Below are 20,286 nucleotides of genomic sequence, written 5' to 3' on the forward strand. Positions count from 1 at the left end.
CGGAGACGACGCGAAGGAGGGGGAGCCGATGGCGAATATGCCTGATCTGTCCGGTGTTTCGGTGATGGACGAGCTGGTCGCCCGCACGGAGCGGCAACTGGAACGCATGCGCGATCTGGGTGACCGGATGGCGGGGGTGCGGGCCCGCGAAACCTCACCGGACGGCGCCGTCACGGTGGAGGTCGACGGTAACGGCGCATTACTCGATCTCGTTTTCTCACCGTTGGTGAATCGGCTCACCCCAGCGGAGTTCGAGCAGGTGGTAGTGTCCACCGCGCGCAGCGCCGCCGCCCGTGCGTTCGCGCAACGCGGTGATCTGATCGCCGCATTCAACGAGGAGAACGGCGCCGGTACGCGCGAGATTCACTGACGCGTAACGCGTTCTTAAGCTGCCCGCGTGCCAATCTACGTCGACGCCTGTTGCAATTGCTCGGTAGATGTTCGATCCGCCGGTTACGCGAGCGCGAATCGGCTTACCGGGCAGGGGCTTTCAGATGGGCGAGTTGGTAGCAGTACCGGAGGCGATCCGTCGCTACGGGGACACGGCGGCCGCTATGGCCACCGAAACACTCTCCGCGGGCACGGTGAACCAGGCGGTGGCCATCGCCGCGGCCGTTCCGGTCTTCGGTTTGATCGGTCAGGACTTTCTCGCGACATACGCGCTGGCGCAGGCGAATCACCTGAGTTCGGTGGTCGAGCTGGCGACGGTGCACGCCGGTACCGCGGTGACCGCGCATCAGAGTGCCGCCACCTACGCGACGACCGACCAGGACAACGCCGACCTGCTCGGCGGAATCGGCCGCGCGTGATGGAACCGGGCCTGGACCGGTCGATCGTCGACCTGTTGCGCCAGAGCGCGATGGGGTCGATCGTGGACCGGCCGGTCAACGACGTACTGCGGGAGATGGGGCTGCCGGGCCTGCCGCAGCTGCCGCCGGCACCACCGCTGCCGCAGTTGCCGCCGCTGCCGGTGCTCGACCTGCACGCGCTGACCAAACCGATCACGGATCTGGCCAGCAGTTTCGGCACCGGAAAACTCGGCGGCGGCCCGGGCGCGGACCCGACGCAGGTGCTCTCCCAGATCTCGGCCGTGTTGCAGACCGTGGTGCAACTGGGCACCACGGCGATGCAGACGGCGATGTCGCTGTGGCAGGGCGCGGGCGCGCTGTCGGCGGCGGCCAAATCGACCCAGGCGGCCGCCGACGGTACCGCGGTGGCGGGTCAGGGCGCGCAGATGTCGCTGGGCACGACCGCCGCGGCCGGCAGCGTATTCACCGGAAACGCGCTGATGACGGGCATCACCTCGAAGTACCTGACCTCGCTGGCGGCGGCCGCGCCGTTCATCGTGACCCCGCCGGGGCAGGTGTTCGTACTGGCGATGTCGGCGCAGACACTGGCCGAGGCGCTCGCCGTGGTCACCAAGACGCGGGTCGAGCTGACCGCGCACAGCGCGAAGATGGCGCACACCGGCCAGAAGGTCAAGATCACCAATGTGCCGCACGGGGTGTCGAATGTCGCCGCGCAGCGGGTCGCGGTGCCGCAGGCTTCGCTGAAGTCCGTGGCCGGCACCACGTCCCGGCTCAGCAACACACCGTCCGGTATGTCGCTCGCGACCAACGCGTCGAGCTCGAGTAGCGCGGCGGGCAATGCGACGCAATACGTTTCGCAGGCACTGCAGATGGTGCAGTCGTTGTCGGCCGTCGGCGGGGCGGGCGCGCAGGCGGCCACGGGCCTCACCGGCCGCGCCGCGAAACCGATCGCGGCCCCGGTTCCGGCGGCGGGTGGAACTCCGGCGGCGGCCGGATCCGGATCCGCGGCCGGCGCACCCGGGGGCATCGGCGCACCGGCCGCCGGGCCATCCGAGATGTCCTCATCCCTGCAGGCCGCGCGCACCCCGTCGATCATGACGGAGGCGGCCGTCACCGCGAGCACCGAATCCGCGATCGCCTCGTCCGGCACGGCGGGTAGCCCGGGCATGATGCCGATGACGCCGGGCGCGGGCGCGGCCGGAATGGCCCGCGCCGCTTCGGATTCCAGCAGCGCGAGCGACGCGGTGCGCGGACAGCTCGTCACGGCCGCGCACGGTAACGACGTCGTGGGCGATATCGCCGGAGTCTCTCTCCCCGTGGTCGGCGCCGCCGACGCGGTCACCACCACACCGGACACCGAGCCGCCGGACAAAGCTCTCACCCTCTAGGAGTTCGCGATGGAATTCGATCCCGTAGTCGCGGCGCGCACCGCCGCCGATCTCGACGCACTCGCCGACCGTCTGGAGGCGGGCCTGCAGGCCGACACCCCGGCGCTGTCGGTCGCCGCTCCCGGTATCGACGAGGTGTCGCTGCGTGCGGCGACGACCCTGACCGAGGTCGGCGCGTCGTTCGACTCGTCGGGCAACCTCGGCGTGCGGGAGCTGCGCAAACTGGCCGCCACCCTGCGGGCGCAGTCGCGCGGGCTGTCCCGGATGGACAGCGACAACGCCGCCGACCTCGGCGCCACGGCCTGATCGGGGCGCGACGACATGGTCGAACCGCCGGGTGACGGCTTCACCGGGGTGGTCTGGGAAGCCAGGCCGACCGAGCGGCTGGCACGCGAACTGACGACCGGCCCGGGATCGGTGCCGATGGCCGAGGCCGCTTCGGCCTGGGGGCGGCTGGCCGCGAACTTCGGTGCCGCCGTGGTGGATTACGACCGGATCGTCGCCGAGATCCGCGGCCACTGGCAGTCCGACCGCAGTGACGAAGTGCTGGAACGCATCGCGCGGATGCGGGATTGGCTGCTCGACGCCGCGACGGCCGCCGGCCGCAACGCCGCCCACGCCGCCGAACAGGCCGCGGCATACGAGGTGGCCCGGCTGGCGATGCCGCATATCGCGGAGATCGCGGCGCTGGAACAGGCGATGCACACGGTGCAGGCCATCGGGGCCGCGATGGGCGCGCCGCTGGTCGGCGCCGCCGCCGATATCAGCGCCGATCAGGACGTGGCCAAGGCAGGCGCGGCCCGGGTGATGCGCACCTACGAGGCCGCCACCGAACCGCTCGCGATGCCGTGGCAGCAGATCGAGCCGCCGGTGCTGGCCACTGGCGACGCCCTGGCGGGGGAGCAGGCGGCCGCCGCGGTGGCCGCCGAATCGGCACCCGCGATGCCCGCCATTCCCGGGATGCCCGCCATGCCGAACCTGGCCGCCTTCGATATGCCGCGCACCCTCACCGGCACCCGTGTCCAGACCGTCGCCCAGGTGACCCGGCCCACCGAATTCACCGCGCTGCAGGCCTCGCCCGCGCAGACCGGGACGGCCACCGGCCAAGCGGTTCCCGCCGCGGCCGGCCCCGCCGCCGTGCAGTCCGAGGAGGAACGCGTCGCCCGGGCGGGGGCGGCGGACGCACCCGCCGCCGGCGAATTCGAGATCGACGCCGGATTGGCCGCCGCCCCAGCGGTTCTCGGTGGCGTCGAGACGCCGCCCGCGTCCGGAACCGCGAGTCCCGCGTAAGGAGTGTTATGGCGACCCTGACCAACGACGCCGTCCTGGCCGTCGCCGAACTGCTCGGCGTGCAGACGTTGCCGCTGGTGCTGGAGGTCGGACCACGACAGGACTCGATCGACGCCTTCACCGCGGCGCGAGCCGAGGCACTGCGCGGGTTGCGCGGCGCCGGGCTCGTGGACCGCTACGACGACGTCGAGCCGGAACTCGGTGCGGCCCTGTCGATTCTGGCCCGGCCCGAGTCCGAACTCGCGGCGCGGATCGTCACTGCGGCCGGGGTGCATCGAGTGTCGGTGGCGCGGCGCGGCGCCGGGCACGCGGTCGCCGTCCGCACCGGCGACCAGATCGACGTCCGCACCATCTGGGCGGACGACGACGGTGCGGCACTGGCCCGTCCCGTGCTGGAGGTCCTAGGTCCCGCCGAACCCGCGGATATCGCGAGCTTCAGCGCCGCCACCGACGAGCTGGCGCAGCGGCTGGACAACGCCACGGCGGCAACGGAATTCGCCGAGGCGCTGTACGGACTGGACGTCGCGGAACGCGCGGCGATCGAATTCGGCATGGCGCTCTCGCAGTGCCACGCGCACGCCGAGATCGTCGCCTACCTCCACGCCGACGGCATCACCACCCGATCCTCCGGCGCCGCGACGGTGTACGACACCGCCCGGGGCCGGATCGCGGCCAGCCCGGGCACCGCATCCGACCAGCGGATGTGGACCACCTTCACGCCGGGATCCGATCACCGCGTCGCACAGGCGATTACGGCGCTGATCGGCACCTTGCCCGGGGGAAGGTGGATGCCCTAGCTCGCGAAATCCCGTGCCAGTGACCACCTGTAGTACCGACCACCCGCATTACCGGAAAACACAGAGAGGGGCCTGACGATGGCCGGACAGCAAATCAGTAACGATGCAGCGAGTACTTCGCAGGCGCAGACCGATATGGCCAACTCGGTCGATCGCATCCGCGCCACCATCGCCCGCGTGACCGAGGCGGTCGACTCCGCCAAGCGCGGCTGGCAGGGCGACGCGTTCTCGGCGTGCAACAAGGCCGCCCAGGACTGGGACGAGGAAGCGGCCAAGCTGAACCAGATCCTCAACGAGATGACCGAGGAGGTCGGCCACGGTAACAAGACCTACACCGGCCTGGAGAGCGAGAACGAGAACGAGTTCCGTCAGCTCATCTCGCAGACCGGCGGTCTGACCAACCTCGGCGTCTGAGGCGAATCCAGCACAACCGTTCCACCGCACACGTACGAAAGGTAGCGACATGCTTTACGAAAGAACAGTTCTCCAGGAGCTCTCCGACCTGCTGAACGGCTTCCACAAGGATCTGCAGTCCGAGGCGAGCAACCTGCAGGACTGCGCGGCCAAGCTGGCCCAGGCATGGGAGGGCAACGCCGGTCTCGAGGCGTTCCAGCAGTCGAAGCAGAAGTGGGACCAGCAGTTCGGCGACATCAACGGCGACAGCGACCCCAGCACCGCCATGGGCAAGGTGTCGGCGCTGTCCAAGGCCGTCGCCGCGGCGATGAACAACGCGACCGCCGCCGACAAGGTTGTCGCCAACGGCTTCGGCGGCTGAGTCCCGTAAGCAGTTTTCACCACGGAGGGCCCGTCCGATGTCCCAGATCGGGCGGGCCTTTCGCTGTCGTCGCCCGGGTTCGGCGGGCAGCCGCTTCACATGCCGGAGGCGGGCTCGGCCGGCGTCAGGCCGGAACGGCGGGGTGTGCGCCGACGTAGCGCAGTTCCTCCGGTGTCGCCACCATGTACACCCGGGTCTCCCCGGCCTCGGTGCGCACCGTGACCAGGTTGGCCGTCTCGGGATCCTCGATCAGGGTGACGTCGGGTTCGAATCCGTCCGCTGCCTGCCCGGGCCGGCGCAGCAGCATCACCGTCGCGTCGGAGTGGTGCCCGCTCGGCGCGACGCCGTCGAAGACCACCATGGTCGCGAACCGATACGAACTGGCCTGCTGGGAACCGGCAGACCAGGTGGCGAGCGTGAGCGCCTGCGGCATATCGACGTAACCGACCATCGGCCGCCATTCGTCGTGCCGATTGGTGTGCACCACCACACTGGCGCCCAACGCGATCGCGCGCAGGATGACCTGTTTGGCGACCAGCGGGGAGCCGATGACCTCGACCCGACGTACGTGCCGGCTCACCAGCGGCAGCGCCACGCCCTGGCCCGAGTTGTCGGCGCCGATGAGCTGTCCGCAGCCGGCGATCGGCATCGGCACCCGATCCAGGGCGTCCGGTGGTCCGAGGTAGCTGTCCAGCGGCAGCGCCGGCACTCCGGTGCCCAGCGGCAGGCTGAAAAGCATTGCGCGCCGCTGCTTTCCGGGCAGCGGAATCAGTCCGGCGGAGCGCACCCGGCACGGCGCGTCGCGGGTCGCGAAGCGTGCGGTCGCCGTCACGGCGATCGAGGTGTCGGTGGTCGCGGACGTATTGGGCCCGGCATCCGGCACCCGCTGCAGCCGCACGGTGATCGTGGAGGTCACCGTCGGCGTCGACCACACCTCCGCGATGCCGCGAGAGCCCAGGGCCTCGGGGGTCATCCGGTAGGTGGTGTGGTGAAAACCGTTGTGGATCAGACTGTCCGTCGTCTCCTCGAATTCCTCCGGCGTCGCGCCGAGGGTCAGCTGGGCGACCGCCTGATTCATCTCGGTCGCCGAGAGCGCGACCGCCGACAGACCGCGCGCGGCGAGCCGATTGGCCACCCGCCGCGTGGCCACGACCGCCGAGCGCAAGGTCCCCTCCGCCCCGCCGCCGCGCCGATCCACGGCGGCGGCGTTGGCCAGCGGATCCAGCCGCAGGACCACCCAGACCGTCCGATGCGCCACGGCCGGCAGCGGCCCGAGGATGCTCTCGTAGGCGCGCGCCACCGCACCGGTGCCGGCACTGCGTGATCCGGTGCTGATCACATCGATGCCGGCCAGCCGGATGTCGAACTGATCGAGACAGCGTGCGATCTCGGCGAGCGGCAGCATATCGTCGCCGAGCAGACCGCTCGGGCTGAGCCGGGTGACCGTTCGCGGCTGCGCGTCGATCCGCAACATGGTGATGAGCCGGTCACCGTCCCAGCGCATTCCGTAACTTCCGCCTTCGGCCAGTGGAACATTGAATGGCGAATGTTGAACGGCGGTGGAACGATTACGAAACAATTGCCAACGAAAGGTAATTCCGCGCGCCACGGATTGCGCGAGAGAAGTGCCTCGAATCGGCGCCAGCGCGACGATCACCACCACCGCGGCGACAACGACCGGAACCCACCACAGCGGTGTGAAAACCCGTGCCACGAAGGCGCTCACAGCCGCCGTGACCAGCACCGGAAGCACCAGGCGCAGGGGCAGCAGGTGGAAGAGCCAGAATTCCGTCGAACGCAATTGCGGTGCGTTCGAGCGCGATTCGGAAGCGTCGGATGAATCGTCCTGAGGCGGTGTGACTTTTTCTCCGCGCGCGGTGGAGTTCATGCGCACATAATGGACCGAACTCGTTCGGCTTCGCTAGTCTGTCGAAGCGCGGCCGGAATCGGTTCGCGCCCTCGAATCGGGTCATCGGAATCAGCTAGTGGGTATCGGGAGGCGGTTGTGCCGGCGCAGTTGACGACCCGTGCCCAAGTCAACGGTTACCGGTTCCTGCTCAAGCGTTACGAGCACGCGCTCGTGCGGCGCGACGTCCGGATGCTGCACGACCCCATGCGGACCCAGTTCCGTTCGCTCGTCATCGGCGCCGTACTGGGACTTTTGGGCGTGGCGGGTGCGGCGATCCTGGCCTTCCTGCACCCGCAGGGCTCCGTGGGTGACTCGAAGATCGTGATGGGCAAGGATTCCGGTGCGCTCTACGTCCTCGTGGACGGAACCTTGCATCCGGTGCTCAACCTCGCCTCGGCGCGTCTCATCTCCGGGGCCGACGCCTCGCCGGCCTCGGTCAAGGACAGCAAACTGACCCAGCCGCGCGGTCCGCTACTGGGCATTCCCGGCGCGCCCGGCGCCCTGCCCGGATCGGGCGATCCCCGGCGGTCCACCTGGACGATGTGTGACAACCTGCTGCCCTCCGCGACGGGTGGTGCGGCCGCGACGGGCCCGCTCACCACGGTGATCGCCGGGCCGCTGGACAATCCGGCCGGTGGCGCCCGCGCGGTGCCGGTGCGCGCGGACCAGGCGCTGCTGGCCACCCACGGCGGTAAGACCTTCCTCGTCTACGACGGTAAGCGGGCCGAGATAGATCCCGGCGATTCCGTTCTGGTCCGCTCCCTCGGTTTGCGGGATCAGCGTCCACGGCCGATCGGCGGTGCGCTGCTCGACGCCACCGAACCCGTTCCGCCGCTGGCGGTTCCGGACATCGACCGGCACGGGACGCCGGGTCCGGGCAAGCTGTCGGATGTGCCGGTCGGCGGTGTGATCCGAGTACACGGCGTGGACGCCGACGAGTTGTACGTGGTCCTCGCCGACGGCGTGCAACGGGTCACGCCGTTCGCCGCGGGCCTGATCCGCGACGCGAATTCGCAAGGGATGAACGAGATCTCGACCGTCCCGCCGGACCGCATCGTCGGCATCCCGGTTCTGCACCGGCTGCCGATCGACGATTTCCCGCACCAGGTTCCGTCCGTGCTCGCGCCCGACGCCGATCCGGTGGCCTGTCTGTCGTGGACCCGTGCCGCCGACGACGCGCGCGCCACGGTCACCCTGCTCGCCGGCCGCGCGCTGCCCCTGCCCGCGGATGCGGAGCCGGTCGTCCCGGCGACCGCGGACGGCGCCGGCGATCGGATCGACGGCGTCTATCTGCGCCCGGGCACGGGGGAGTTCGTGCGGTCGGTCGGGGCGGAGCCGGGCGCGGTGAGCAACGGCCCGCTGTTCTATGTGGGCGACAACGGGATTCGGTACGGCATCCCGGATGCCGACACCGCCAAGGTCCTCGGAATGCCGAAGACTCCGAAGCCGGCGCCGAAGCCGATCGTGGAGGCCTTGTCGGCGGGCCCGGCGCTGACCCGGCAGGACGCTCTGATGAGTCACGACAGCCTGCCGCAGTGCCCGGACGCGGGCGCGAGCGCGGTAGCCTGCGCCCGGCCGATCCCACCGCCGGGCAAGAACAACTGATCGCCACCGGCCGCCGACACGGCGACCGGTCCGCCGATCATGTTGCGGCTCAGCGCAATCCGCCGAGCACACCCTCCAGCGCCTTGGCCATATCGGCGCCCTCGATCCGCATGAGCACCGTCTCGTCCACCGCCGACAGGTCGATGGATTCGTCTGTGGCCAGCCGGAATTCGCGCTCCTCCTCGGCGGCTTCGATCACATTGCGAATGAACCGGCCGTTACCGGCGAGGTCCACCGCCCGCCGCTGCTCACCGCTCTGGTCCACCACCTGGCGCTCGTAGAGCTCCCGGCACGCGGCCTGGAGCAGTTCCAGCGCATCTTCGGCGACCTCCGAATCCCGTTTGCTCGCAATGAACTGACCGATCCGGCCGAGTTCCTCGGGAGTGTAGGACTCGAACTTCACACGCTTGGCGAAGCGGGACGCCAGACCGTCGTTGGAGGCCAGGAACCGGTCGATCTCGCCGTCGTAGCCGGCGATGATGACGATCAGCCGATCGCGGTCGTTCTCCATCCGGGCCAGCAGGGTGTCCACCGCCTCGCGGCCGAACGCGTCACCGCCGGACAGGCCGGTCTGAATGAGTGTGTACGCCTCGTCGACGAACAGCACTCCGTCCATCGCGGAATCGATCAATTTATTTGTTTTTATCGCGGTGCTTCCCAAATGTTCACCGACGAAATCCGAACGCTTTACCTCTACCAGTCGATCGGTTTTCAACAAACCCAACCCACAGTAAATTTTTGCCACCACTCGGGCAATCGTCGTCTTACCGGTTCCTGGCGGGCCGGTGAACGCAAGGTGTTGTCCGCGTGGCGCGCTGGACATACCTTTCTCGGCTCGAATCTTCGCCAATTGCGCGGTGGCCTGGAGTTTCGCCACCTGAGTTTTCACCGCGGCCAGGCCGATCTGCTCGTCCAGCTCCGCGCGGGCGACCTCGAGCAGGCGCTTGGCCCGATCGCCGCGCTCCTCGGTCTCGACCTGCTCGGCGGTGGGCGCCGAGGCCGGATCCCAGCGGTCGGTGCGCGCGTCGATCAGTTCTTTCGAGGTCACCGTGAGGCGGTACTTGCGGTCGCGCATGGCCTGGGTGTTCGCGGCGAAGTCCGGCGCCTCGGAGAACACCTTCTCGAACAGGGCCTGTGCCTCGTCCTCGCGGCCCATCTCGCGCAGGCACAGTCCGCGGCAGAATCGGGCGGTGGTGGCCGCTGCCGGAATCGGACCGCTCTCGGCGGCCTCCATCCGGCGGATCGCCTCGCCGAACAGGCCGAGTTGCGCACAGGCCGTGCCGACCATCACGTGCGCGCCCGCGGCCAGGTAGGAGTCCTGCCAGTCCGCCGAACCGGCCAGCACGGTCATCACATCCGGCCAGCGCTGCGTCGTGTAGTGCAGCAGGCCGCGAACGTACTGGCAGATCCGGTCGTCGAGATCCTGATCCGGCTGCGACAGCAGACCCGCGCGATGCCGGGCCAGCTCGTCGAGCACCTGCTCGGCCTCGTCGTAATCGCCGGCGGAGATCAGCTGGGTCGCCTGCGCCAGCCAGATCTCGGTGTATCCGGCCAGCGGATAGTCGATGTACTGGCCCACCACGAACCGGCCCGCCAGTTGCCGCGGCGCCAGGCCGAGCCGGCGCTGCTCGCGGTAGAGGGTGGAGCCGCTGGTCTTGTAGAGGTTGAACACCACCTCGGGGGTGATCTCCCCGGCCGCGGCCCGGCCCAGCCAGGCGTCGCACATGCCCGGATCCCATTCGGTGGCGCGCTGGAATGCGAGCTTCGCATATTCGAGATCGGGCGTGGATTCCTGGCCGTCGATAGCGATGCCCAATGACAATACGCCGGCATCGAAGGCGCGTTGTGCTTGGCGGTTGCCGGTCATACGGACAGTCCCCTAAACGCGTGAATGTGCTAATTCTCGCTCAGCATACCGGCTGCCGTGACAGCCGATCTCGGTTAAGTTTGGAACGTCGCAATACAGCGACGAAAATCGTAGGGAGTTCTGTAATCCGTGACCGAGTCGTCGAGCAGCGGCGTGGGGGCCGTTGACCCGGAATTGTGCCGAGTGTCGGTGATCGGCGGAAATACTCAACTCGATGTGGGCCTGCCCGCGACCGTGCCGGTCGCGGCCTACATCACCGACCTGGTCGAGCTGATCGATTCCCGCAATCCCGACCTGACCGAACACGACGAGGGCGCGCCCGTGCGCGCACAGCACTGGACGCTGGCGCGGATCGGCCGCGATCCGATCCCGCCGCACCAATCACTCACCGACGCAGAGGTTTTCGACGGCGAGTTGCTGGTGTTGCGCTCGGTGACCGCCAAGGAGGCGCCCGCGCTCTTCGACGATGTGATCGACGCCGTCTCGCGGCTCACCGCCGAATCGGGAAACGCCTGGTCACCGACGGCGGCGCGCCGAATGGGGTTGGGCGCCGGGCTGATCGCGGTACTCGTCGCGGTCGCGGTCCTGGTGTCCGGTAAGGGCGCCGGCATCTGGAACGGATTCATCGCGCTCGGCGCGGGCGTGCTCGCCGCCGGCGCCGCGGTGATCGTCGCGCGCCGCTATCCGGCCGAGCGCACCACCGCGAACGTGTTGTCGTTGTTCGCGATTGCGCTGCTGGCCGCGAGTGCGGGCCTGCTCACACCGGGCCGGGTGGGATCACCGCACGTCCTGTTCGCGGCGGTGGCGGCTCTGGTGGTGGCGCTGGCGCTGTATTCGATGACCCGCGCCGGGTCGCTCGTGGTGGCCGCGGTGGTCACCAGCGCCGCGGTGCTCGCGGTCGCCGCGGCGGTACGGATGGTGTGGGACTTCGACATCGCGAAGATCGCCGTCGGCGTGCTGATCGCCGGGCTGGTGCTGATCACGATGGCTCCCCGGGCGGCCGTCGCCGCGGCGCGCCTGCCGGTTCCCCCGGTGCCGACCGCCGGGGGCGCGATCGACCCCACCGATCACGAACCGCGCCCGACCATCGCCGATATCGGCGTCATCGGCGCGACCGCGCTGCCCTCGGCGGCCGCGCTGGAGCGCCGGGCCCACGCGGCCAATCGGTACCAGTCCGGAGTCCTGGTGGGCGCCACGCTCGCAGCGGGTTTCGGCGCCGTCCTGGGGGCCGATCCGCTGGGCGAGGCGCGCTGGCAGGGGTTGGCGCTGGCGGCGATCACCGCGGTGGTGCTGTGCCTGCGTGGCCGGGCGTACGCCGATCTCACCCAGGCGTCGACGATGATCGCGGGCGGCACCGCGGTGGCGCTCGCCGTCACCGCGGGAGCCGCTGTGGCCCACGAGGATTGGCGCGCGGTCGGTGCGGGTCTGTTGCTGATCGTCGCCGCGGCGGTGGTCGCCTTCGGTGTGCTCGGACCTCGCGCGGACGTGTCGCCGGTGGTGCGGCGGGCGATCGAGATCTTCGAATACCTGCTGATCATCGCCATCGTGCCGCTGTCGCTGTGGCTGATGGACGTCTATTCGGCCGCCCGGAACATCTGATCGGGCCGATGACTGTGCTGCGCTACGGAAGAGATTGTCCGGTAGCGGGTTTCGCGCGCGGGGCGGCTCGCCGGCTGCGCGTGGCCGCTGCCGCGGCGGTACTCGGCGCGTCGCTGCTCGGCGGTGGTCCCGCGACCGCGGTCGCCCCGCCGGCGATCGACGAGGGCGCCCTCGGGCAGGCGCTGGCCGTCAACGCGAAGAACGGTCCGCCGGACCAGACCGAGAAGCGCGCGGTCTGCGCCGAGCCGTATCTGACCGGGGCGATTCCGCGGGATCCGCCACTGCCCCAGCGGATTCTCGATCTGGACCGGGCCTGGAAGTTCAGTCGCGGCGCCGGACAGAAGGTCGCCGTCATCGACACCGGGGTGAACCGCCATCCGCGCCTGCCGGATCTGCAACCCGGCGGCGACTTCGTGACCGCCGGCGACGGCACCGAGGACTGCGACGGCCACGGCACCCTGGTCGCCGGCTTGATCGCCGCGCGCCCGAGTCCCGCCGACGCCTTCTCCGGCGTCGCCCCGGAGGCGCAGATCCTGGCCATCCGGCAGCTGAGCCTGCAGTACGAGGCGAAGAACCGCAACAACGACGAGACCGGCAAGGTCGCCGCCGGCGGATACGGTGACGTGCTGACGATGGCGGCCGCCGTGGTGCGCGCGGTCGACATGGGCGCCACCGTGATCAACATCTCCGAAGTGTCCTGCAGCCCAGCCGGTTCCGAGACCGCCGACGGCGCACTGGGCGCGGCGGTCGAATACGCCGCCGACCGCAATGTCGTAGTGGTCGCCGCGGCGGGCAATCTCGACCAGTCGGCCTGCTCGGCCCAGAACGACACCAGCGGCTGGAACGGAGTGCGCACCGTCATCAGCCCGGCCTGGTTCACCCCGTACGTACTCTCGGTCGCCTCGACCGATCCGGACGGTGCGACCTCGCCGTTCTCGATCCACGGCCCGTGGGTGGGGGTCGCCGCACCCGGCCGGTCGATCATCTCCCTCGACAGCAAGCCGGGCGGAACCGGCCTGGTCGACACCGAACACGGTGACGACGGACCGCTCACCATCGACGGCACCAGCTTCTCGGCGGCCTTCGTCTCGGGTCTGGCGGCCTTGGTGCGCAGCAGATTTCCCGAACTGAGCGCGGCGCAGGTGATCGACCGGATCGAGCGAACCGCGCACAACCCCGGTGCGGGCCGCGACGATCGGGTCGGATTCGGCCTCATCGACCCGCTGGCGGCGCTCACCGCGCAGCTGCCGCCGCCACCCGGCCAGGCCGCGCAGGTGCCACGGGCGATCGCGCCCCCCGCCCCGGATCCGGGGCCCGATCCGCTGCCGCGCCGGGTGGCGATCATCGGCTCCGGTGCGTTGCTGGCCCTGCTGGCCGTCGGCTGGGCCGCCGCCCTTCCCTACCGGCGCAGGCGACCCCAAGCGGTCGCCGACGATCCGGCCGCCGGATACCTGTCCGCCACCCCGGCTCCCACCGGGACCGACTCGCCTCGAGGAGAGTAGGCATGTCCACCGACGGATTCGTGCGCCGACCGCGGATCGCCCCGCCGCGGGCACCGGGCGGGGAGGTGGCGCTGACCGCGCCGCCGGAGATTCCGCGGCCGGTGCCGCCCGCCCTGCTGATGCGGCTCATGCCCGTGGTCATGGTGGTCGCGGTGGTCGGCATGCTCGCGATGATGGTGATGATGGGGCGCAATCTGCTCGCCAACCCCTTCATGCTGATGTTCCCGATGATGATGCTGATGTCGATGGTCGGGATGATGGCGGGGATGCGCGGCTCGGGCGGCCCCAAGCGCGCCGCCGAACTGAACGAGGAACGCAAGGACTACTTCCGCTACCTCGACCAGGTCCGCCGCGATGTGCGCAAAACCGGTGGCGCCCAGTTGCAATCGCTGATCTGGAGCCATCCGGAACCGGCCGATCTGCGCGCGGTGGCCGGCACCCGCCGGATGTGGGAACGCCGCCCCAACGACCCGGATTTCGGGCATGTGCGCGTCGGGGTCGGCAGTCACCGGCTGGCCACCAAACTGGCCCGCCCGGAGACCGGTCCGCTCGAGGACCTCGAGCCGGTCTCCACGGTGGCGCTGCGCCGCTTCGTGCGCACCCATTCGGTGGTGCACGGCCTGCCCACGGCCCTGTCGCTGCGTGCGTTCCCCGCGATCAACATCGAAGGCCGGCCGGACGAGACGCGCATGCTGGTGCGCGCCATGCTGATGGAATACGTGACCTTCCACGGCCCCGACCACGCCGCGGTCGCGATCATCTGCGCCGACCCGGACGCCGAGGCCTGGTCGTGGGCGAAATGGCTTCCGCACCTGCAACATCCGGTGGACCGCGACGGCATGGGCGCGGCCCGGATGATGTATCGCTCGCTGGCCGAACTCGAGACCTCCATGGCGGCCGAACTGCTCGAGCGCGGCCGGTTCATGCGCAACGCCCAGCCCACCGCCGGGCGCATCCATCTGCTGGTCATCATCGACGACGGCTATGTCAGCGGTACCGAGCGGATCGTCAGCGACGCCGGCCTGGACTCGGTCACCGTGCTCGACCTCACCGCGCCGCAGGCCGGGCTCGCGGTGCGCCGCGGTCTGCAACTGGTGGTCGCCGACGGTACCGTCGCGGCGAGATCCGCTGCGGGCGTGGAGCAATTCGCCACCTCCGACCCGGTGACGATCGCCGAAGCGCAGACCCTGGCGCGGGCGCTGGCCCGCTATCGGGTGGCCACCGCGGCCCAGATCGTGAGCCTCGGCGACGAATCGCGAGCCGTGCCCGGCCTGATGGAGCTGTTGAAAATTCCCGATGCCGCGCAGATCGATCCGGCGTCGGTGTGGCGCCCGCGCAACGACCGCGAGCGGCTGCGTGTCCCGATCGGCATCACGCCCGACGGCACTCCCGTCGAGATCGACATCAAGGAGTCGGCCGAGAACGGCATGGGCCCGCACGGATTGTGCATCGGCGCAACGGGTTCGGGTAAGTCCGAATTCCTGCGCACCCTGGTGCTGTCCATGGTGACGACCCATTCGCCGGACCAGCTGAACATGGTGCTGGTCGACTTCAAGGGTGGCGCCACCTTCCTCGGACTCGAATCGCTCGCGCACGTCGCCGCGGTGATCACCAACCTGGAAGAGGAGATCGCCCTCGTCGACCGCATGAAGGACGCGCTGTCGGGTGAGATGACCCGGCGCCAGGAACTGCTCCGCTCGGCCGGCAACTTCGCCAACGTCACCGAGTACGAGCGAGCCCGCGCGGCCGGCGCGGCGCTGGATCCGCTGCCCGCGCTGTTCATCATCGTCGACGAGTTCTCCGAATTGCTCTCGCAGAAGCCTGATTTCGCGGACCTGTTCGTCATGATCGGCCGTCTGGGCCGGTCCCTGCGCGTCCACCTGCTGCTGGCCTCGCAGCGGCTCGAGGAGAACAAGCTGCGCGGCCTGGACTCGCACCTGTCCTACCGGATCGGCCTGCGCACCTTCTCCGCCAACGAGTCGCGCGCGGTGCTCGGCATCACCGACGCCTATCACCTGCCGAGTGTGCCGGGCTCGGGCTACCTCAAAAGCGATGCCGACGATCCGCTGCGGTTCAACGCCTGCTACGTCTCCGGCGCCTACGAATCACCCGCGGGCAACGCGCCCGGCCGCACCGGCGGTGGGCAGCGCGGCGGCGGACAGGAGCCGGTGGTGTTCACCGCGGCGCCGGTCCCGGTGCGCACACCGGTCGCCGCCGCTCCGGCGCGCGGACCGCTGGGCCGGCCCGAACTTCCGCCGCCGCCCGGCTCACCGGAAGCGGAGCTGGAGCTGCCGCCCGGCACCCCCGCCGAAACCGTGCCCAAGACACTGCTCAATGTGGTCGTGGATCGATTGCGCGGTCACGGCCGCCCGGCCCACGAGGTGTGGCTGCCTCCGCTGGACGAATCACCGTCGGTGGACATGCTGCTACCCGATCCGGACTGGCGCTCGCCGGTGAACCGGCACGGCCGGTTGTGGTGGCCGATCGGTGTGATCGACAAGCCCTACGAGCAGCGCCGCGATGTGCTGATCGTGGATCTGTCGGCGGGACAGGGCAATCTGGCCGTGGTCGGCGGTCCGCAGTCGGGCAAGTCGACCACGCTGCGTTCGATCATCATGGCGGCCGCGGCCACCCACACGCCGGAGCAGGTGCAGTTCTACTGCCTGGACTTCGGTGGTGGCACGCTGGCGGGGCTGTCCGACATCCCGCACGTCGGCTCGGTGGCCGGGCGCATGGATATCGACCGGGTGCGCCGCACCGTCGCCGAGATGGTGACCCTGCTGCACCAGCGCGAGGAGCGGTTCCGGGAGCTGGGCATCGAGTCGATCCACGAATTCCGCCGCCGTAAAGCCGAACTGGCACAGCGGAGTCCGGCCGAACAGGCGGCGGACCCGCTGTCGCAGGATCTGTTCGGCGACGTCTTCCTGGTCGTCGACGGCTGGGCGACCATCCGCGCCGAATTCGACGTGCTGGAACCGGCCTTCAACGCACTGGCCGCGCAGGGTCTGTCCTACGGCATCCACCTCATGATCGGCGCCACCCGCTGGGGCGAGATCCGCCCGGCGGTCAAGGATCTCGTCGGCACCCGGCTGGAACTGCGCCTCGGCGACCCCAGCGATTCCGAAATGGACCGTCGCACCGCGGTGCTGGTACCGGTGGGCCGCCCCGGCCGCGGTCTGACACCGGAGAAGCTGCATATGCTGGTCGCCCTGCCGCGCCTGGATTCCAGCTCCGATCCGGCGACTCTCTCCGACGGTATCGCGCTGGCGCGCAGCCAGTTCGCCGAGCTCTACGGTGATCGCCGCGCACCCGCGGTCCGCATGCTGCCGCTGCGGGTGCCGCGCGAACAGGTGCTCGCCGAGGCCGCGAAGCACGGGATCGAATGCAGCGCCACCCGGGTGGTGGTCGGCCTCGGCGAGAACGAATTGGCGCCGCTGGTCATGGATTTCGACGCCCAGCCGCATCTGATGGCCTTCGCCGACGTGGAGTGCGGCAAGACCACGCTGCTGCGCAACATCGTGCTCGGCATCACCGAGAATTCGACGGCCGAGCAGGCGCGCGTCATCCTGATCGACTACCGGCGCACGATGCTCGGCGTCCTGGAGGGCCAGCAGCTGGCCGGCTACTCCACCTCGGGCCAGACGTCGTTCGACATGATCAAGGAGGTCGCCGCCTATCTGCGACAGCGGATCCCGGGTTCGGACATCACCCCGCAGCAGCTGCGCGACCGCAGCTGGTGGACCGGACCGGAGATCTACATCGTGGTCGACGACTACGACATGGTCGCCACCGGTGCGGGCAATCCGCTCGAACCGCTGCTGGAATTCATCCCGCAGGCCCGCGATATCGGTATGCACCTGATCGTGGCGCGCCGCTCCGGCGGTGCCTCGCGGGCGCTGTACGACAAGGTGCTGGGCATGATGAAGGACCTGTCGGTCGACGCGCTGCTGATGTCGGCGCCCAAGGACGAGGGCAAACTGCTCGGCGACGTGCGGTCGGGCAAGCTGGCACCGGGCCGGGGCACGCTCGTATCCCGTGCCAGGGAGAACGAAATGGTGCAGGTGAGCTATCTGCCGCCGGTCTGAGGTCAGGGCACCGGATCGCCCCGGTCGGCGTGCAGATGCCGCCGCACTATCGGTTCCGGTAAGTCCCAGCTGTCGGTGCGGCGTTCGAACAGCGCGGCCGACGGTCCGCTGACCGCCGGGTTGGCGATGCGGGCCAGCCGGAATCCGGCCGCGCGGTAGTACCGGTGCAGGTCGGTATTCCTGGTCCAGGCGTCCAATCGCACCCAATTGCGTTGCCGCGCAACGGCCACCGCGGCGGCATGGGCGAGCAGCGCGCGGCCGACACCGCAGCCGGCGAAGCGCAGATCGACGATCATGTAGTGCACGATCACCGCGTCGGCGATCTCCCGCGATGACCACAAACCGGGGTCGGCGCGATCGTTCACGGTGACGGTTCCCGCGAATTCGCCGTTCACCTCCGCCACCCAGGTCTCCCCGGCCGAGACCGACCGGCCGACCGCGTGGGCAAACCGTTCGATCGGCAGCCCCCGGCCCTGCCGGGTCCACTGGTCCGACCCGCGTGCCGCAAGCCAGGCCGTCCGTTGGAGCCGTAGTCGGCAGATGCTGCCGAGGTCGGCCGAGCGGGCCCGGCGGATGCGGATCGTCATGGTGAACCGGGAACCAGCGAGTTACCGAAGGAATGGGAGTTGCCCGGAGGAGGCGGCGCTCCCAGGGTCTTGCGGATGAGGGCGGTGCCCTCGTCGTCACCGAGTTCGTAGGCCAGCCGGTTGCGCGCGGCCAGCGACCGCTGGCGGGTGACCCGCATGACGCGGGTGTTGCTGGCGCCGATGCGCAGATGGTCGAGCAGCATGGTGCCGGCTCCGACACCCAGGACGGCGGCCTCCTCGGCACTCGCGGGGCGCGCGACGACCGTATCCCGATGGGCCGTTTCGGGATATCCGCGTGCGGCCAGCCGCCGCGTGGTGCCCTCCGGAATGTCGTGCGGGGAGTCGATTCCGGTGAGTTCGGCGAGGTCACGCGGATAGTAGCTGACCTCCCACGACCACGGTTCGTTGTCGAGGTACTGCACCACGGTGCGGGCGACGACCCAGGAGTCTTTCGGCACGCCGAGCCAGTGCGCGACGTCCGTACCGGCCGGTTCCATCCGGGCGCTGAACTGCTTGGCCGGTTCCCGCCCGGCGGCACGGGCGGTCTCGGAGAAGATGTCGTGTGCCGACTTGGGGCGGTCGCGCCGAATATGGCTGGTCACCACGGATTCCAGGACCTCCTGGCTGCGCACGATCGTGCCCCGGGAAGTCGCTGTGAACAGCAGGTTTTCGGCAACGAGAACCTGAATCGCGTTGCGCGCGGTGGTGATCGAGACATGCATCTGTGCGGCCAGCTCGTTGTGGCTGGGCAGGCGATCACCAGGTTTGTACGTGCCGTCGCGAATCGCCTCCCGTAGGACGTCGGCGATGCGCTGGTACCTCGGACCGGCGGCCATCTCGCTCCTCGGTTGTACCTTCAAGGAAAGAAAGTTTACTCTGCTGGTTGACGGGGCAGTGTGACCCTTGACACACACATTCAGGGGTTTATTGTAATGAACGTCCTGACCATTGGTTGTACGGCGACGACGGCGAGGCAACGTGGCTGGTTTGGAGACGTCCCCGATGGTGGTCGTGGCATTGCCCGGCACACCACACACACCGACGGCCGTCGAGTTCCTGACGACCGAAGTTCTGCCGAGTTCGGATCTGTTGTTGCGTGCGTGCCGGGGGCACCGCGTGATCGGCGGCCCGATCCTGTGGTTCGCACGCGACCTGGCGGTGCTGTTCGAACGCCAGCTCGGCCGCGGCGGTTCCACTCCGGATCCGGACTCCGCCCTGATGATCGAAATCGGTAGACGGCGAATGGAATTGGTGATGGCGATCGACGATTGGATCGTCCGCGCCGTGCCGCAGCAGGGCTCCGGCGCCACCTTGCACACCGAAACGATCGGCGCCGTCATCGACCGGCTGGCCGAAGCGTCGGTCCGCGCGCACCACGCGCTGATGACCCTCGACGCGAACGACGATGCGCTGCACAGTGCCTGGCATCACCTGGCCGAATTGGCCGACGGTTACGACGATCTGGTGCGTGAGGTCCTTGCCGGACGGCGTCGCCTGCCGACCTGGTGAGTCTGTCTAGTAGCCCAGCGATCGGCACGAGCCCGCCATCCGCGGTGCGCGGCTGAGGCGTGACCGATCCGCCGGCAGCGGTGCTGGATTCAACCGGGTCACCCGCCGTGGTCGTGATCCACCGGCCAGTTCGGTGAAGCGAATCGTGTTCCAGCCGAACGGCATCAGGTGGACCGGTTCGCCGCGTTCCTCCAGGCGCTCGGTCAGCTCGGACACGACGTCCAGCGCATCCGCCAGGCCGGTGAGTACGTCGTCGGGTGCTCCACCGCCGGCGCGTCGATCGCTTCGTGCCCACGGCGCCACGCTCTCGACGACGATGTAGCCGGCGTTGTTGTGTAGCGCAATGGTTTTCACGACCTCGACCGCCGCCGGAAGTACCGCGGCATCGCCCGGCTCGACCGCGACCTGCAGGACCAGGCAGTCCACGAACATCTTCCGGGCGCGCACGGCCGCCGGATCCAGCGCGACCGCGCACGGCCCCGCCGCGGTGACCTCGTATTCGAAGAGGTGACACGCACTGCTCACGATGCGCATCGTGCACCTCTGTTCGCCCACACCGTCATA

The 20,286-nt window shown here is 69.5% G+C and carries 18 protein-coding genes; 13 read left to right on the forward strand and 5 right to left on the reverse strand.

Translation table 11 applies throughout. The features are described 5' to 3' along the window. Nucleotides 1–28: 28 nt before the first annotated feature. The 8 genes from IG65_RS0103885 (at nucleotide 29) to IG65_RS0103920 (ending at nucleotide 5,059) form a co-directional block, all read left to right on the forward strand. Nucleotides 29–370: a YbaB/EbfC family nucleoid-associated protein gene (locus tag IG65_RS0103885; RefSeq protein WP_227462745.1), complete on the forward strand. Its 342-nt coding sequence runs from the start codon at nucleotides 29–31 to the stop codon at nucleotides 368–370. Nucleotides 371–494: 124 nt separating this feature from the next. Next, on the forward strand, nucleotides 495–809 hold the full coding sequence (locus tag IG65_RS0103890) for a type VII secretion target (protein WP_030513423.1): 315 nt from the start codon (nucleotides 495–497) through the stop codon (nucleotides 807–809). Then, entirely contained in the window at nucleotides 806–2,197 is a 1,392-nt protein-coding gene (locus IG65_RS0103895) for a hypothetical protein (RefSeq protein WP_156055473.1), read from the forward strand. Before IG65_RS0103890 ends, IG65_RS0103895 begins: the two co-directional genes overlap by 4 nt. Before the next feature lie 9 nt (nucleotides 2,198–2,206). Beyond that, on the forward strand, nucleotides 2,207–2,503 hold the full coding sequence (locus IG65_RS0103900) for a PE family protein (RefSeq protein WP_030513425.1): 297 nt from the start codon (nucleotides 2,207–2,209) through the stop codon (nucleotides 2,501–2,503). A gap of 15 nt (nucleotides 2,504–2,518) precedes the next feature. Next, on the forward strand, nucleotides 2,519–3,487 hold the full coding sequence (locus tag IG65_RS0103905) for a PPE domain-containing protein (protein ID WP_030513426.1): 969 nt from the start codon (nucleotides 2,519–2,521) through the stop codon (nucleotides 3,485–3,487). Between the two features lie 8 nt (nucleotides 3,488–3,495). Further along, the gene (locus IG65_RS0103910; RefSeq protein ID WP_030513427.1) at nucleotides 3,496–4,284 is read left to right on the forward strand and encodes an ESX secretion-associated protein EspG; all 789 of its coding nucleotides are present in this window, start codon (nucleotides 3,496–3,498) and stop codon (nucleotides 4,282–4,284) included. A gap of 78 nt (nucleotides 4,285–4,362) precedes the next feature. Then, nucleotides 4,363–4,698, forward strand: a complete 336-nt coding sequence (locus IG65_RS0103915) for a WXG100 family type VII secretion target (RefSeq protein ID WP_030513428.1) — start codon at nucleotides 4,363–4,365, stop codon at nucleotides 4,696–4,698. Nucleotides 4,699–4,747: 49 nt separating this feature from the next. Beyond that, nucleotides 4,748–5,059 carry a WXG100 family type VII secretion target gene (locus tag IG65_RS0103920; RefSeq protein ID WP_030513429.1) on the forward strand — a complete coding sequence of 104 codons (312 nt, stop codon included), beginning with the start codon at nucleotides 4,748–4,750 and terminating at the stop codon, nucleotides 5,057–5,059. Between the two features lie 124 nt (nucleotides 5,060–5,183). On the opposite strand, the gene eccE is transcribed toward IG65_RS0103920, so the two are convergent. Next, a complete protein-coding gene (gene eccE / locus IG65_RS0103925) occupies nucleotides 5,184–6,860 on the reverse strand; it encodes a type VII secretion protein EccE (protein WP_036523289.1) in 1,677 nt (558 codons plus the stop codon). A 204-nt stretch (nucleotides 6,861–7,064) separates the two neighbouring features. Here eccE and eccB point away from each other — a divergent pair, with 204 nt between their 5' ends. Then, nucleotides 7,065–8,573: a type VII secretion protein EccB gene (gene eccB, locus IG65_RS0103930; protein ID WP_036523096.1), complete on the forward strand. Its 1,509-nt coding sequence runs from the start codon at nucleotides 7,065–7,067 to the stop codon at nucleotides 8,571–8,573. Nucleotides 8,574–8,622: 49 nt separating this feature from the next. Here the strand turns inward: eccB and eccA are convergent, their stop codons facing one another. Further along, nucleotides 8,623–10,440 carry a type VII secretion AAA-ATPase EccA gene (eccA, locus tag IG65_RS0103935; protein WP_030513432.1) on the reverse strand — a complete coding sequence of 606 codons (1,818 nt, stop codon included), beginning with the start codon at nucleotides 10,438–10,440 and terminating at the stop codon, nucleotides 8,623–8,625. A gap of 129 nt (nucleotides 10,441–10,569) precedes the next feature. Between eccA and eccD the strand changes: the two genes are divergently transcribed. From eccD to IG65_RS0103950, 3 genes are read left to right on the forward strand one after another with little or no spacing between them, the layout of a single operon-like run. Next, the gene (gene eccD, locus IG65_RS0103940) at nucleotides 10,570–12,039 is read left to right on the forward strand and encodes a type VII secretion integral membrane protein EccD (protein ID WP_030513433.1); all 1,470 of its coding nucleotides are present in this window, start codon (nucleotides 10,570–10,572) and stop codon (nucleotides 12,037–12,039) included. 8 nt (nucleotides 12,040–12,047) lie between these two features. Further along, on the forward strand, nucleotides 12,048–13,541 hold the full coding sequence (mycP, locus tag IG65_RS0103945) for a type VII secretion-associated serine protease mycosin (protein ID WP_081879244.1): 1,494 nt from the start codon (nucleotides 12,048–12,050) through the stop codon (nucleotides 13,539–13,541). Nucleotides 13,542–13,543: 2 nt separating this feature from the next. Then, nucleotides 13,544–17,626, forward strand: coding sequence for a type VII secretion protein EccC (locus IG65_RS0103950; RefSeq protein ID WP_030513435.1), 4,083 nt, complete (start codon nucleotides 13,544–13,546; stop codon nucleotides 17,624–17,626). Between the two features lie 2 nt (nucleotides 17,627–17,628). On the opposite strand, the gene IG65_RS0103955 is transcribed toward IG65_RS0103950, so the two are convergent. After that, complete coding sequence (locus tag IG65_RS0103955) at nucleotides 17,629–18,213, reverse strand: GNAT family N-acetyltransferase (protein WP_051755301.1); 585 nt, start codon at nucleotides 18,211–18,213, stop codon at nucleotides 17,629–17,631. Beyond that, nucleotides 18,210–19,049, reverse strand: coding sequence for a GntR family transcriptional regulator (locus tag IG65_RS0103960; protein ID WP_051755303.1), 840 nt, complete (start codon nucleotides 19,047–19,049; stop codon nucleotides 18,210–18,212). Before IG65_RS0103960 ends, IG65_RS0103955 begins: the two co-directional genes overlap by 4 nt. Before the next feature lie 151 nt (nucleotides 19,050–19,200). Between IG65_RS0103960 and IG65_RS34340 the strand changes: the two genes are divergently transcribed. Continuing rightward, the gene (locus IG65_RS34340; RefSeq protein WP_231509044.1) at nucleotides 19,201–19,722 is read left to right on the forward strand and encodes a DUF4254 domain-containing protein; all 522 of its coding nucleotides are present in this window, start codon (nucleotides 19,201–19,203) and stop codon (nucleotides 19,720–19,722) included. A 6-nt stretch (nucleotides 19,723–19,728) separates the two neighbouring features. Here the strand turns inward: IG65_RS34340 and IG65_RS0103970 are convergent, their stop codons facing one another. Continuing rightward, on the reverse strand, nucleotides 19,729–20,247 hold the full coding sequence (locus IG65_RS0103970) for a hypothetical protein (protein WP_156055474.1): 519 nt from the start codon (nucleotides 20,245–20,247) through the stop codon (nucleotides 19,729–19,731). Between the last annotated feature and the right edge of the window lie 39 nt (nucleotides 20,248–20,286).

It is taken from the genome of Nocardia sp. NRRL WC-3656 (genome assembly GCF_000720265.1).
Lineage (GTDB): Bacteria > Actinomycetota > Actinomycetes > Mycobacteriales > Mycobacteriaceae > Nocardia > Nocardia nova.